Consider the following 13084-nt stretch of genomic DNA (forward strand, 5'->3'; position numbering starts at 1 on the left):
GGCGATGGTGGATCCACCATCGCCATCGCGGGGCAAGCCCGCTCCCACGCACTACGTCAGGCTTTGCTTACTTGACGACAACCTTGCCCTTCATCATCGAGATGTGGCCTGGGAAGGTGCAGAAGAAGCTGTAGTCGCCACCGGCTTCGAGCTTGGTAGCGTCGAACTTCACTTCGGTTTGTTTTTCCGGCGCGCCGATCATCTTGGTGTGGGCGATGATCGCGGCGTTGTCGGCCTTGATGTAGTCCTTGTCCAGGCCTTGGCCCATGCCTTCGGTCGCAATCGCCTGCATATCGGCCGTCTTGCTGATCACCAGGTTATGGCCCATGACGTTCTTCGGCAGGTTGCCGGAATGGGTCAGTTTGACGGTGAATTCCTTGCAGCTCTTGTCGACGGTGATTTCCTTGGTGTTGAAGGACATCTGGTCGGTGGAGTCGACAGTGACCGAACACTCGGCTGCAAACACGGAGGCGCTGGCGAGGGTCAGCAGGGATACCGCTACAGCTTTCGCAAACATCATGAATCTCCTTGGCAGGGTTTTATCAATTGCGAGACTGCCTGAAACCGAGGCAACCCTTGGTGACCTGGGTCAAAGGGTGTCAAGTGGCCAGCCAGTTGAATTGTTCAATGGATTGTATACAACCAATCTAAGAGCACATCATGCCCTCTTGATAGACGATGGGACAACCTCTCATTTAGGAGTAACGGCAATGTCCCTCGCAAATTTCTTCAACAGCATGCTCGCCGCATACGCCCAGGGCGCTACCGGTGCTGCCTGCGAATTCTCCCGCCCGGAGTGAATACCCTTGGAAGTGCAGGCGGCGCGCCTTAACCTGTCAGCCCTGTGAAGGGAGACAAGCAATGCCAGTACGTTCCGTTTGTGTGTTCTGTGGCGCCAGCACCGGCGCCAACCCAGCCTACCGTGACGCCGCCATTGCGCTGGGCCAGGCCATCGCCCAGCGCGGCCTGAAGTTGGTATATGGCGGTGGGGCGGTCGGCCTGATGGGCATCGTCGCCAACGCGGCCATGGCCGCAGGTGGCGAGGTGGTCGGCATCATCCCGCAAAGCCTCCTGGATGCCGAGGTCGGCCACAAAGGCCTGACCCGACTTGAAGTGGTCGATGGCATGCACGCACGCAAGGCGCGCATGGCCGAACTCAGCGATGCCTTCATCGCATTGCCTGGCGGCCTGGGCACGCTGGAAGAACTGTTCGAAGTGTGGACCTGGGGCCAACTGGGCTATCACGCCAAGCCGCTGGGGCTGTTGGATGTGAATGGCTTCTACGAAAAACTCGGCGGGTTCCTGGACCATGTGGTCGAGGAAGGCTTTGTGCGGCCGCAGCACCGGGCGATGCTGCAGTTGGCGCAGCAGCCCGATGAGCTGCTGGATGCGATGGATAGCTTCGTGGCGCCAGTGGTGCCGAAGTGGGTCGACAAGACCCCGGATTGATCCTCGCAATGTGGGACCGCTTTGCGGTCCTATCGCGACACAAGGCCGCTCCTACAGAAAGACCGCAACCCGTTGTATCGCGAAAGGGCCGCAAAGCGGCCCCATGACATTCAAATCAGCGCGGAATCACAGGCTGGCGCGGCTTCTTGCCTTTGCCGCCCTTGGCCGCCTCTTTGCGCTCCTTGGCCGCCTGCTGGTTACGGGCAAACGCCTCGGCCTTGGCCTTCTCGCGCTTGTCCCATGGCTGGCTGCCATCGCTGGCACGCGGCGGCAGGCCGGTGTGCTGGGTGAGGATCTTCTGGTCCTTGCCCAGCTTGTGGCTGCCGGCAGGGGTGGAGTTTTTGCGCCGTGCGCTCTGGTAAGTGTCGCTCTGCGGCTGGTGCAGCGGGATCAACTGGTGCTTGCCAGGCCCGATCAGGTCAGCGCGGCCCATGCGCTCCAGCGCTTCACGCAGCATCGGCCAGCCCTTCGGGTCGTGGTAGCGCAGAAACGCCTTGTGCAAGCGCCGCTGCTCGTCGCTCTTGACGATCTCCACCCCTTCACTCTTGTAGGTGACCTTGCGCAGCGGGTTCTTGCCCGAGTGGTACATGGCCGTGGCCGAGGCCATCGGCGAGGGGTAGAACGCCTGCACCTGGTCGGCGCGGAAGCCATTGCCCTTGAGCCACAAGGCCAGGTTCATCATGTCTTCATCGGTGGTGCCGGGGTGGGCTGCGATGAAGTACGGGATCAGGTACTGCTCCTTGCCCGCTTCTTTCGAGAACTTTTCGAACATGCGCTTGAAGCGGTCATAGGTGCCGATACCCGGCTTCATCATCTTGTCCAGCGGGCCACGCTCGGTGTGCTCCGGGGCAATCTTCAGGTAGCCGCCCACGTGGTGGGTAACCAGCTCGCGGACATACTCCGGCGATTCCACCGCCAGGTCGTAACGCAGGCCCGAGGCGATCAGGATCTTCTTCACCCCCGGCAGGGCGCGCGCCTTGCGGTACAGCTCGATCAGCGAGCTGTGGTCGGTGTTGAGGTTCTCGCAGATGCCCGGGAACACGCACGATGGCTTACGGCAGTGCTTCTCGATTTCGTGGCTCTTGCAGGCGATGCGGTACATGTTGGCGGTCGGCCCGCCGAGGTCGGAAACCACCCCGGTAAAGCCCGGCACCTTGTCACGCATCTCTTCGATTTCGTGCAGGATCGACTCATGGGAGCGGTTCTGGATGATCCGCCCTTCGTGCTCGGTGATAGAGCAGAAGGTGCAACCGCCAAAGCAGCCACGCATGATGTTGACCGAGAAGCGGATCATCTCGTAGGCCGGGATGCGCTCCTTGCCATAGGCCGGGTGCGGGATGCGCGCGTAAGGCATGCCGAACACGTAGTCCATTTCTTCGGTAGTCATGGGGATGGGTGGCGGGTTGAACCACACATCCACTTCGCCATGCTTCTGCACCAGGGCGCGGGCGTTGCCTGGGTTGGTTTCCAGGTGCAGCACGCGGTTGGCGTGGGCGTACAGCACCGGGTCGTTGCGCACTTTCTCGAACGACGGCAGGCGGATCACCGATTTTTCGCGGGTCACGCTTGGGCTGTCGAGAATCTGCACCACCTTGGCTTCGTTCGGGTCTTCCTGCTCGCCCTTGGCCTGCTCGATAGCGCAGGCCTGGGTGTCCTGGGTGTTGACGTACGGGTTGATGATCTTCTCGACCCGGCCTGGGCGGTCGATACGGGTGGAGTCGATCTCGTACCAGCCTTGCGGCGTATCGCGGCGGATGAACGCGGTGCCGCGCACATCGGTGATCTGTTCGATGCGCTCGCCCTGGGACATGCGCTGGGCGACCTCGACAATGGCCCGCTCGGCGTTGCCGTACAGCAGGATGTCGGCGCTGGCATCGACCAAAATCGAATGACGGACCTTGTCCTGCCAGTAGTCGTAGTGGGCGATGCGGCGCAGCGAGGCCTCGATGCCGCCGAGCACGATCGGCACGTGCTTGTAGGCTTCCTTGCAGCGCTGGCTGTACACAAGGCTTGCGCGGTCCGGGCGTTTGCCGGCCAGGCCACCTGGGGTATAGGCGTCGTCGGAGCGCACTTTCTTGTCGGCGGTGTAGCGGTTGATCATCGAGTCCATATTGCCGGCCGCGACGCCGAAGAACAGGTTCGGCTCGCCGAGCTTCATGAAGTCGTCTTTGGACTGCCAGTTGGGCTGGGCAATGATGCCGACGCGGAAGCCCTGGGCTTCCAGCAGGCGGCCGATGATGGCCATGCCGAACGACGCGTGGTCGACGTAGGCGTCACCGGTCACGATGATGATGTCGCAGGAATCCCAGCCGAGCTGATCCATCTCCTCCCTGCTCATTGGCAGGAAAGGCGCCGGGCCGAAGCATTCGGCCCAGTACTTGGGATAGTCGTAGAGTGGTTTGGCTGCTTGCATGTCAGTGACCGGTTCTGGTGTTCAGGGAAATCGCGGGCGCGGAATATAGCACAAAAATTGACCAAATCCGACGGTGGTGGTCGGATTCATCGAGATCGCCCAGGCAAAACCCGCTGCCACCGGGGGGGTTCAACGCAGGTGGTTCTATCCATCGCCCCAGGGAGCGGCGCTGATGTAATTGGAAGTCGCGGACGCGAGCACATAAAAAATGTCGATCCAATAGCGATGGTCGAGTGATTTACCTATCGTCACCCCTATCATTTTTGCCAGTTCTACCAACCTGTTGGATGCAGGTAGGATTCTGAAATATACAAGCAGGCAGACTAGGAAATGAAGAACTTCCACGCACTGCATGACGCAAATCTACTCTGGAATGATCGGGAGCCCTTTCTTCAAAGCGGCCCCCGCGAGCCTTATCACTCGCGGAATCAGTCACACCCATGAGAGGGATTGAAATGTTCAACTCAGCCAACCGTGAAATTGGACTGGAAGGCCGCTTCGATGCGGCTTTCTGTGCTTACGGATACAGTAATGGCAAGAAACATTCCCTGGCTTTTAAAGGTGAGCGACAGGATCCAATCACTGGCTTTTACCTACTGGGGAATGGCTACCGCGCCTACTACCCGACTCTCAGGCGCTTCAACAGCCCCGATAACGAAAGCCCTTTTGCGCGAGGGTGGCTGAATGCCTACGCCTTCTGCCTTTGCGATCCAATTAATCGCAACGACCCAACGGGGCATTTCTTCGAGTTCATCACCTATGCAATAAACAAACTCTCAGTCAGTAAGACCTACTCCGGAAAAATCGTGGCAGAGTTCCATGAAATTATTGCCTTTACTGGCCCCTCAAGAGCGGACGGAAAATTGCCCACTCTCTACATCAGCGCCCATGGTAAGCCTGGCGTGATATCCGCTGACCGAATCCATACATTCAGCGCCACAGACACGTTCGAAGAACTGAGAAGGCAAGGGGTCGATATGCACAGGAGACAGACTCACGTATTAGCCTGCGACTCAGCGATTCCCAATAGCCATACCGGCAAATCCTTTATTGAGGAATTCAGCGACCATACGGGCGCGCAGACCTCCGGCTACGGGGGCTCAGTTCCGGTCGTAGAAAGACGACAAGGTAACGTGTTCATTGCAGAGAAACAAAGAGTACTACCGCTTTCTTATGGTTTCACCGCTACGAAGACCCGAGCAGGCAACATTAGAAACCCTCACAAGAACGCAACCGACCGGCAGTCTGCGCAGCCGGGTCGAATCATAACTGTCTAAAACCTCAACAAATCTTGTAAGGTCAGATCTAACCAGATCTGATTCACTCATCATCGTCGAAGTTGTACATGCCCGGCGCCAGGTTCTCGAACCGGGTGTACTTGCCGATGAAGGCCAGGCGAATGAAGCCGATGGGGCCGTTACGCTGTTTACCAATGATGATCTCGGCAACGCCCTTGTGCTCGGTGTCAGGGTGATACACCTCGTCACGGTAGACGAACATGATCACGTCGGCGTCCTGCTCGATTGCACCGGATTCGCGCAAGTCGGAGTTCACCGGGCGTTTGTTCGGGCGCTGCTCCAGGGAGCGGTTGAGCTGAGACAGGGCAATGACCGGGCAGTTGAATTCCTTGGCCAGGGCTTTCAAGGAGCGAGAGATCTCGGAAATCTCGTTGGTCCGGTTATCGCCCGACGAACCCGGGATCTGCATCAGCTGCAGGTAGTCGACCATGATCATGCCGATCTCGCCGTGCTCACGGGCAAGGCGGCGCGTGCGGGCACGCATTTCCGACGGGCTGATGCCGGCGGTATCGTCGATGAACAGCTTGCGGTCGTTGAGCAGGTTCACCGCCGAGGTCAGGCGCGGCCAGTCATCGTCATCCAACTGGCCGGAACGCACCTTGGTCTGGTCGATACGGCCAAGCGAGGACAGCATACGCATGACCAGCGATTCACCAGGCATCTCGAGGGAGAACACCAGCACCACCTTGTCGCTGCGCAACACGGCGTTTTCGACAAGGTTCATGGCGAAGGTGGTCTTGCCCATCGACGGACGGCCGGCCACGATGATCAAGTCCGCTGCCTGCAGGCCGCTGGTCTTGCCGTCCAGGTCGGTGTAGCCGGTGGAGATACCGGTGATGTCGCTGTCGGAGTTGAACAGCGTATCGATGCGGTCAATGGCTTTGGTCAGCAGGTCGTTGACGCCCACCGGGCCGCCGGTCTTTGGCCGCGCTTCGGCGATCTGGAAGATCTGCCGCTCGGCATCGTCGAGAATCTCCGCAGCATCACGCCCTTGCGGGTTGAACGCGTTGTCGGCGATGTCGGTGCTGATGCTGATCAGTTGGCGCAACGTGGCCCGCTCGCGAATGATCGCGGCGTAGGCCTTGATGTTGGCCACCGACGGCGTGTTCTTGGCCAGCTCTGCCAGGTACGCCAGCCCGCCGACCTGGGTCGATACGCCTTCCTTGTCGAGCTGTTCGTGCAGCGTCACCACGTCGAACGGCTGGTTGGCATCCACCAGTTTGTGGATGGCGCGGAAGATCAACCGGTGGTCATGCCGATAGAAATCGCCGTCCGATACCTGATCCAGCACGCGCTCCCAGGCATTGTTGTCCAGCATCAGGCCACCGAGTACGGCCTGTTCGGCCTCGATGGAATGCGGCGGCACCTTCAGGGAGGCGGTTTGCAGGTCGAGCTGTTCGGAGGTGGTGATCTCGTTCATGGCCACGAAAGAATTCTGGAAGGTGAAAAAAACAAAGGGCACGGCCTGTATGGAACAGGACCGTGCCCGATGTTAACCGCCTGGCCCACAAAGGGGCCAGCCGATTTAGGCAGCTACGACAACCACACGTACGGTGGCTTCAACGTCGCTGTGCAGGTGCACGGCTACGTCGTATTCGCCAACCTGACGGATAGTGCCGTTCGGCAGACGAACTTCAGCTTTGGCCACTTCAACGCCGGAGGCGGTCAGGGCGTCAGCGATGTCGTGGGTGCCGATCGAACCGAACAGCTTGCCTTCGTCGCCAGCGGTGGCAGTGATGGTCACTTCCAGCTCGGCCAGTTGGGCAGCGCGGCTTTCAGCCGACACTTTCTTGTCTGCTGCAGCTTTTTCCAGCTCGGCGCGGCGTTCTTCGAACGCGGCCAGGTTGGCGGCATTGGCAACGGTGGCCTTGCCGAATGGCAGCAGGAAGTTACGGCCGTAACCGGCCTTAACATTTACTTTGTCGCCCAGGTTGCCCAGGTTAGCGACTTTTTCCAGCAGGATCAGTTCCATTTGGTAAAACCTCTTAACTTTTAACCTTCACCGTTCGCGGAGTCGTCACCCTTTTCAGGGGACTTGCGACCGCGAAAATCAATCAGGCTGTCGACAATGGCCAAAACCACGAGCAACGGATAGACCAGCTGCATGATCAGCGGCAGCGTCACGTACAACCCAACCAGCCAGAAACCGGCCAATCGCTTCTGAGCCACCAGCCCGTGAATCAAGGCAAGGGCGGCCAGCAGCAGCACCAGGCTCGAAGCCGATGCCAGCACGATGAATTGCGGCCCGATGAATGGGCCCAACACCATCAGCGACACCAGTACCAGCATGGGTACCAGCGGTAGCCTCACCTCGCGAAACTCGCGACCGAAACCACCGGGGTTGTACAACGCAGCCTGCCAATAGCGCGCCAGCATCAAAGCCACCACGCTGAACAACTGCAGCATTACCGCACTGGAAGCGACCAGCAAAGGGCCGATCAGCTCACCAGGCAATACCGGCTTGCCTTCGATTTGCGGCAGGGCTTTTTCAAGCACCTTGCCCAGCACCTCGAAGGTGTCGCGCAGTACCACGTCCAGAATCAGGCCGTAAAACAAGCCTAATACGATGCTGGACAACAGCACCCGGTTCCAGGAATGCCCGGCACGCAACAAAGCGGCCAGACCCAGCGTTCCCACCATAACCAGCAACACGCTGGGTTCGCCGAAGACCCACATGGCCACCGCTGGCAAAAGGCCCCAGACGATGACCGATGATGCATCCTTGAAACCACGCCGCAGGAACACAAGGCTCCCAGCGGCGGCACTCAACCAGAACAGCAGCGGTAGTACCGCGCTGATGACCACCACGAGGATGGCCTGCATACGACCGCGCATGATGTAGCTTGCCAACGATCGCATGCCTATCCCTTACTACTCAGTCGACAACCCGGTCTCAGCGGCCGTGGCTGTCGGTGTAGGGCAGCAGGGCCAGGAAGCGGGCGCGCTTGATAGCGGTAGCCAGCTGACGCTGATAACGAGCTTTGGTACCGGTGATGCGGCTTGGAACGATCTTGCCGGTTTCGGATACGTAAGCTTTCAGGGTGTTGAGATCTTTGAAGTCGATCTCTTTCACGTCTTCAGCAGTGAAGCGGCAGAATTTACGACGACGGAAGAAACGTGCCATGTAATTGGCTCCTCAAAAAGTCCGTGGATTACTCGTCAGCGTTATCGCTGTTGTCGCTGTCATTGCTGTCGTCGCCATCGACGCCATCAGCATTGTCAGGACGTTCACGACGCTCACGGCGCTCGCTGCGGTTCTCTTCGGCCTTGAGCATCTCGGACGGGCCGGTAACGGCTTCGTCGCGACGGATGACCAGGTTACGGATCACGGCATCGTTGTAGCGGAAGTTGTCTTCCAGCTCGGCCAGGGCCTTGCCGGTGCATTCAACGTTCAGCATCACGTAGTGAGCCTTGTGAACATTGTTGATTGCGTAGGCCAGTTGACGACGGCCCCAATCTTCCAGGCGGTGGATCTTGCCACCATCTTCTTCGATCAGCTTGGTGTAACGCTCAACCATGCCGCCGACTTGCTCGCTCTGGTCCGGGTGAACCAGGAAGATGATTTCGTAATGACGCATGAATGCTCCTTACGGGTTAGTAGTCTGCCAGCAACTGTGGTCAGACAAGGAGTGAATGACACTGTATGTCTTGCCCTGAGGGGAGACGCATGCGCGCCTGCCAGCTCGGCAAGGGGCGCAATTGTAGAGAAGCCCCGAGGGACAAGCAAGGTAATTGGCGAATAATTGAACAGCTCGCAACAATTTGGCCAAGTGAACGGCAACGGCGGGGATTCTATGGTTTGGTATAAGCCTGTTCTCGCCAGACATACCTTCTCGTGGCGAGCGGGCTTGTCCCGCGCTGGGCTGCGTAGCAGCCCTGAAAACCCAAGGGGCTGCTTCGCAGCCCAACGCGGGACAAGCCCGCTCGCCACGACTGTCTAACATTTCCCACAGGATTGGGTCCGACCAGCGATGTTGCCATTGAGCAGGGCCTGCGTGGGAGCTGGCGACAGCCTGCGACGAGGCCGGAACAGGCCTGCACATAACTGCGCCACCCACGAAAACTACCCGATCAGCGTTTGATCTGACGCTGACGCACCGCTTCGAACAGGCACACCCCGGTGGCCACCGAGACGTTCAGGCTGCTGACGCTGCCAGCCATCGGCAGCTTCACCAGAAAGTCGCAGTGCTCGCGGGTCAGGCGGCGCATGCCGCGGCCTTCGGCGCCCATGATCATCACCAGTGGCCCGGTGAGGTCTTGCTGGTAGATCTCCTGCTCGGCCTCACCCGCCGTGCCGACCACCCACAAACCGCGCTGCTGGAGTTTTTCCAGCGTGCGCGACAGGTTGGTCACCGCCACCAGCGGAATCACCTCGGCAGCACCACAAGCGACCTTGCGCACCACGCCGGTAAGCGTGGCGGATTTGTCCTTGGGGATAACCACGGCGGTAGCACCGGCCGCATCGGCGGTGCGCAGGCACGCGCCGAGGTTGTGCGGGTCGGTGACGCCGTCGAGCACCAGAATCAACGGCGGCGTTTCGCTGCGCTCGAGCAACTCGTCGAGCATCGCCTCGCCCCACACCTGGCTTGGGCTCACCTCGGCGACAACGCCTTGGTGCACACCCTCGACCCAGGCGTCGAGCTCACGACGCTCGGCCTGACCGACCTGCACGCGGTTCTGCGCGGCCAGCTCAAGCAGCGCCTGCAGGCGAGGCTCGCTGCGACCTTCCGACAGCCAGATCTGCTTGACCCGCTTTGGATGGTGCTGCAACAACGCCTGAACCGCGTGCACGCCGTAGATTTTTTCCAGCTGACTCATGACTTGGTCTTGCCTTTACGTGGCGCGCCGGACTTCGGCGGCCCTTTGCGATGCTTGCTTGGCTTGCCGGCCGGCTTGCTGCTGCCTTTGTCGGCCTTGCTGCCAGCACCGCTGGTGCGCGCTTCGCCCATTAGCGCCTTTTTCATTTCGCGGCTTTTGCGCACTTCGGCGTTGCGCTGCACGGCATCCTTGGGGAAGTACGCATCAGCGGTTTCGCCCTTGCGGCTGCGCGGCTTGGGCGAGATTTTCGCTTCGCTCGGCGCAGCAGCGGCAGGCGCAGCGGCGGCAGGTGCGGTTTCACCGGCAGCGGAGCGGTTCTTGCGACCGATCGGCGCGTTGATGGTGGCATCGGCCATTTCGAAGTCGATCTTGCGCTGTTCGAGGTCGACGCGCATGACCTTGACCTCGACGGTATCGCCCAGGCGGAAACTGCGCCCGGTGCGCTCACCCGCCAGGCGGTGATGGACTGGATCGAAGTGGTAGTAGTCACCCGGCAAGGCGCTGACATGCACCAGGCCTTCGACGTAGATGTCGGTCAGCTCGATGAACAAGCCAAAACCGGTCACCGCCGTGATGACGCCTGGGAAGGTTTCGCCCACGCGGTCACGCATGTACTCGCACTTGAGCCAGTTGACCACGTCGCGGGTGGCCTCGTCGGCACGCCGCTCGGTCATCGAGCACTGCTCGCCCATCTGCTCCAGGCTGGTCTCGTCGTACGGGTAGATACGCGCCTTAGGAATGCTCGCGGCGCCGGCACGCTTGACGTGCGGGGTGTCGACCTTGGAACGGATGACGCTGCGAATGGCACGGTGCACCAGCAGGTCCGGGTAACGCCGGATCGGCGAGGTGAAGTGGGTGTAGGCTTCGTAGTTCAGGCCGAAGTGGCCATTGTTCTCGACGCTGTACACCGCCTGGCTCAACGAACGCAGCATGACGGTCTGGATCAGGTGGAAGTCCGGGCGCCCGGCAATGCTTGCCAGCAGCGCCTGATAATCCTTGGGCGACGGATCCTTGCCCTTGTGCAGCGAAAGCCCTAGCTCGCCGAGGAAGGCGCGCAGTTTTTCCAGGCGCTCCGGCGGCGGGCCATCGTGCACGCGGTACAGCGACGGCACGTTGTGCTTGCGCATGAACTCGGCAGTGGCGACGTTGGCCGCCAGCATGCATTCCTCGATCAACTTGTGGGCGTCGTTGCGCACGGTCGGACGAATTTCGTCGATCTTGCGGTCTTCGCCGAAGATGATCCGGGTTTCCTGGGTTTCGAAGTCGATCGCGCCACGGGTGTGACGGGCCGCCAGCAACACCTTGTACAGGGCGTAGAGGTTCTTCAGGTCAGGCACTACTGCGCTGTACTCGTCACGCAGCGCCTTGCCCTCACGGGTGCGGGCGTGCTCGAGCATGCTGCTGACCTTGTTGTAGGTCAGGCGCGCGTGGGAATGGATGACCGCCTCGTAGAACTGGTAGTCGACCATCTGGCCGGTCTTGTTGATGGTCATTTCACAGACCATCGCCAGGCGATCAACGTGCGGGTTCAGCGAGCACAGGCCGTTGGACAACTCCTCGGGCAGCATGGGGATGACGCGCTCGGGGAAGTAAACCGAGTTGCCGCGCTGCTGGGCCTCGACGTCCAGGGCCGAACCCAGGCGCACGTAGCTCGACACGTCGGCAATCGCCACGTACAGGCGCCAGCCGCCGGAGAACAGGCGCAGTTTGCCCTGTGGCTCGCAGTACACGGCGTCGTCGAAGTCGCGGGCGTCTTCGCCGTCGATGGTGACGAACGGCAGGTGGCGCAGGTCGATGCGCTTTTCTTTGTCTTTGTCTTCGACTTCGGAGCGGAACTTGCGCGCTTCCTTGATTACGTCCTGCGGCCAGACATGCGGGATGTCATAGCTGCGTAGGGCGATGTCGATTTCCATGCCCGGGGCCATGTAGTTACCGATCACCTCGACCACATCACCCTGCGGCTGGAAGCGCGGGGTTGGCCAGTGGGTGATCTTGATCGAGACGAACTGCCCGATCTTGGCGCCATTGCTACGCCCGGCCGTCACCAGCACTTCCTGCTGGATTTTCGGGTTGTCCGGGGTCACGTAGCCGATGCCGCCTTCTTCGAAGTAGCGGCCGACCACGGTCTCGTGGGCACGGGAGATGACTTCGACCAGTGCGCCTTCACGGCGGCCACGGCGGTCGACGCCGGAGACACGCGCCAATGCACGGTCACCGTCGAACACCAGGCGCATCTGCGCCGGGCTGAGAAACAGGTCCTCGCTGCCGTCATCGGGGATGAGGAAGCCGAAGCCATCACGGTGGCCGGAAACGCGGCCACAGATCAGGTCGAGTTTGTCTACCGGGGCATAAGTGCCGCGCCGGGTGTAGATAAGCTGGCCATCACGCTCCATTGCTCGCAGGCGGCGGCGCAGGGCTTCGATCTGGTCTTCTTCGTAAAGACCGAACTCTGCCGCCAGCTCCTCGCGGGCGGCTGGCTCGCCACGGTCGGCGAGGCGCTGCAGGATCAGCTCACGGCTGGGGATGGGATTATCGTATTTTTCCGCTTCGCGAGCGGCCTCGGGATCGAGGGATTGCCAATCGGCCATCAGAAGGGGTTCACCTTGGTGTCTATAGATATGAATTCTGGCATAGGCCTATTGAAACCGGAAATGTCACCGTTGGACAGCCCTGAAGGCATGTCTGGTGACGGGCAATGACCTGCGGAATCAACAAGTTGAATTTTTTGAAATTTTTTTGAGCCCAGGGCTTTACAGCTCCGAGAGCCGCCCGTATAGTGCGCACCACAACGACGGGCAACCCCGAAGTTGTAGTAGAGATGAACGGCGCTGTAAAGCATCTTTTATCTCGAATGTGTGCCCAGGTGGCGGAATTGGTAGACGCGCTGGTTTCAGGTATCAGTGACTTAACGGTCGTGGAAGTTCGAGTCTTCTCCTGGGCACCAAAAATTTTCAAGTAATAGATGACCAAGGATCTGTTACTACTGCGTGAAGGCGATGTTATCTCCTTCGGCAGACGATGCAAAGCTTTGCCCAGGTGGCGGAATTGGTAGACGCGCTGGTTTCAGGTATCAGTGACTTAACGGTCGTGGAAGTTCGAGTCTTCT

The 13084-nt window shown here is 60.0% G+C and carries 11 protein-coding genes and 1 tRNA gene; 3 read left to right on the forward strand and 9 right to left on the reverse strand.

The window, feature by feature from the left end; translation table 11 throughout:
- Positions 1 to 67: 67 nt before the first annotated feature.
- Positions 68 to 517 (reverse strand): azurin, encoded by a 450-nt coding sequence (gene azu / locus HU720_RS22375; protein WP_186523036.1) that lies wholly within the window; start codon positions 515 to 517, stop codon positions 68 to 70.
- A 344-nt stretch (positions 518 to 861) separates the two neighbouring features.
- On the opposite strand from azu, the gene HU720_RS22380 reads away from it, so the two are divergent.
- The gene (locus HU720_RS22380; RefSeq protein WP_186523024.1) at positions 862 to 1449 is read left to right on the forward strand and encodes a TIGR00730 family Rossman fold protein; all 588 of its coding nucleotides are present in this window, start codon (positions 862 to 864) and stop codon (positions 1447 to 1449) included.
- A 115-nt stretch (positions 1450 to 1564) separates the two neighbouring features.
- Here HU720_RS22380 and HU720_RS22385 read toward each other — a convergent pair whose 3' ends face one another.
- Positions 1565 to 3862 carry a YgiQ family radical SAM protein gene (locus tag HU720_RS22385; RefSeq protein ID WP_186523026.1) on the reverse strand — a complete coding sequence of 766 codons (2298 nt, stop codon included), beginning with the start codon at positions 3860 to 3862 and terminating at the stop codon, positions 1565 to 1567.
- 455 nt (positions 3863 to 4317) lie between these two features.
- Between HU720_RS22385 and HU720_RS22390 the strand changes: the two genes are divergently transcribed.
- Positions 4318 to 5139: an RHS repeat-associated core domain-containing protein gene (locus HU720_RS22390; protein WP_225917206.1), complete on the forward strand. Its 822-nt coding sequence runs from the start codon at positions 4318 to 4320 to the stop codon at positions 5137 to 5139.
- A 43-nt stretch (positions 5140 to 5182) separates the two neighbouring features.
- Here HU720_RS22390 and dnaB read toward each other — a convergent pair whose 3' ends face one another.
- The 7 genes from dnaB to rnr all read right to left on the reverse strand — a co-directional run bounded on the left by dnaB (position 5183) and on the right by rnr (position 12566).
- Entirely contained in the window at positions 5183 to 6580 is a 1398-nt protein-coding gene (dnaB, locus tag HU720_RS22395; RefSeq protein ID WP_186523030.1) for a replicative DNA helicase, read from the reverse strand.
- Between the two features lie 105 nt (positions 6581 to 6685).
- Entirely contained in the window at positions 6686 to 7132 is a 447-nt protein-coding gene (rplI, locus tag HU720_RS22400; protein ID WP_186523031.1) for a 50S ribosomal protein L9, read from the reverse strand.
- 20 nt (positions 7133 to 7152) lie between these two features.
- Entirely contained in the window at positions 7153 to 8019 is an 867-nt protein-coding gene (locus HU720_RS22405) for a hypothetical protein (protein ID WP_186523032.1), read from the reverse strand.
- A 34-nt stretch (positions 8020 to 8053) separates the two neighbouring features.
- Entirely contained in the window at positions 8054 to 8284 is a 231-nt protein-coding gene (gene rpsR / locus HU720_RS22410; protein ID WP_003249563.1) for a 30S ribosomal protein S18, read from the reverse strand.
- A 28-nt stretch (positions 8285 to 8312) separates the two neighbouring features.
- A complete protein-coding gene (rpsF, locus tag HU720_RS22415; RefSeq protein ID WP_186523033.1) occupies positions 8313 to 8738 on the reverse strand; it encodes a 30S ribosomal protein S6 in 426 nt (141 codons plus the stop codon).
- A 493-nt stretch (positions 8739 to 9231) separates the two neighbouring features.
- A complete protein-coding gene (gene rlmB, locus HU720_RS22420; RefSeq protein WP_186523034.1) occupies positions 9232 to 9978 on the reverse strand; it encodes a 23S rRNA (guanosine(2251)-2'-O)-methyltransferase RlmB in 747 nt (248 codons plus the stop codon).
- A complete protein-coding gene (gene rnr, locus HU720_RS22425; protein ID WP_186523035.1) occupies positions 9975 to 12566 on the reverse strand; it encodes a ribonuclease R in 2592 nt (863 codons plus the stop codon). Before rnr ends, rlmB begins: the two co-directional genes overlap by 4 nt.
- Positions 12567 to 12835: 269 nt before the next feature.
- Here rnr and HU720_RS22430 point away from each other — a divergent pair.
- Positions 12836 to 12922: transfer RNA gene (locus HU720_RS22430), tRNA-Leu, on the forward strand.
- Positions 12923 to 13084 lie beyond the last annotated feature (162 nt).

It is taken from the genome of Pseudomonas sp. SWRI51, assembly GCF_014268825.1.
Lineage (GTDB): Bacteria > Pseudomonadota > Gammaproteobacteria > Pseudomonadales > Pseudomonadaceae > Aquipseudomonas > Aquipseudomonas farsensis.

Coding starts and splice junctions, on each gene's coding strand:
- rlmB (WP_186523034.1), bottom strand. CDS start 9,978: ATGAGTCAGCTGGAAAAAATCTACGGCGTGCACGCGGTTCAGGCGTTG.
- rplI (WP_186523031.1), bottom strand. CDS start 7,132: ATGGAACTGATCCTGCTGGAAAAAGTCGCTAACCTGGGCAACCTGGGC.
- rpsF (WP_186523033.1), bottom strand. CDS start 8,738: ATGCGTCATTACGAAATCATCTTCCTGGTTCACCCGGACCAGAGCGAG.
- azu (WP_186523036.1), bottom strand. CDS start 517: ATGTTTGCGAAAGCTGTAGCGGTATCCCTGCTGACCCTCGCCAGCGCC.
- dnaB (WP_186523030.1), bottom strand. CDS start 6,580: ATGAACGAGATCACCACCTCCGAACAGCTCGACCTGCAAACCGCCTCC.
- HU720_RS22390 (WP_225917206.1), top strand. CDS start 4,318: ATGTTCAACTCAGCCAACCGTGAAATTGGACTGGAAGGCCGCTTCGAT.
- HU720_RS22405 (WP_186523032.1), bottom strand. CDS start 8,019: ATGCGATCGTTGGCAAGCTACATCATGCGCGGTCGTATGCAGGCCATC.
- HU720_RS22380 (WP_186523024.1), top strand. CDS start 862: ATGCCAGTACGTTCCGTTTGTGTGTTCTGTGGCGCCAGCACCGGCGCC.
- HU720_RS22385 (WP_186523026.1), bottom strand. CDS start 3,862: ATGCAAGCAGCCAAACCACTCTACGACTATCCCAAGTACTGGGCCGAA.
- rpsR (WP_003249563.1), bottom strand. CDS start 8,284: ATGGCACGTTTCTTCCGTCGTCGTAAATTCTGCCGCTTCACTGCTGAA.
- rnr (WP_186523035.1), bottom strand. CDS start 12,566: ATGGCCGATTGGCAATCCCTCGATCCCGAGGCCGCTCGCGAAGCGGAA.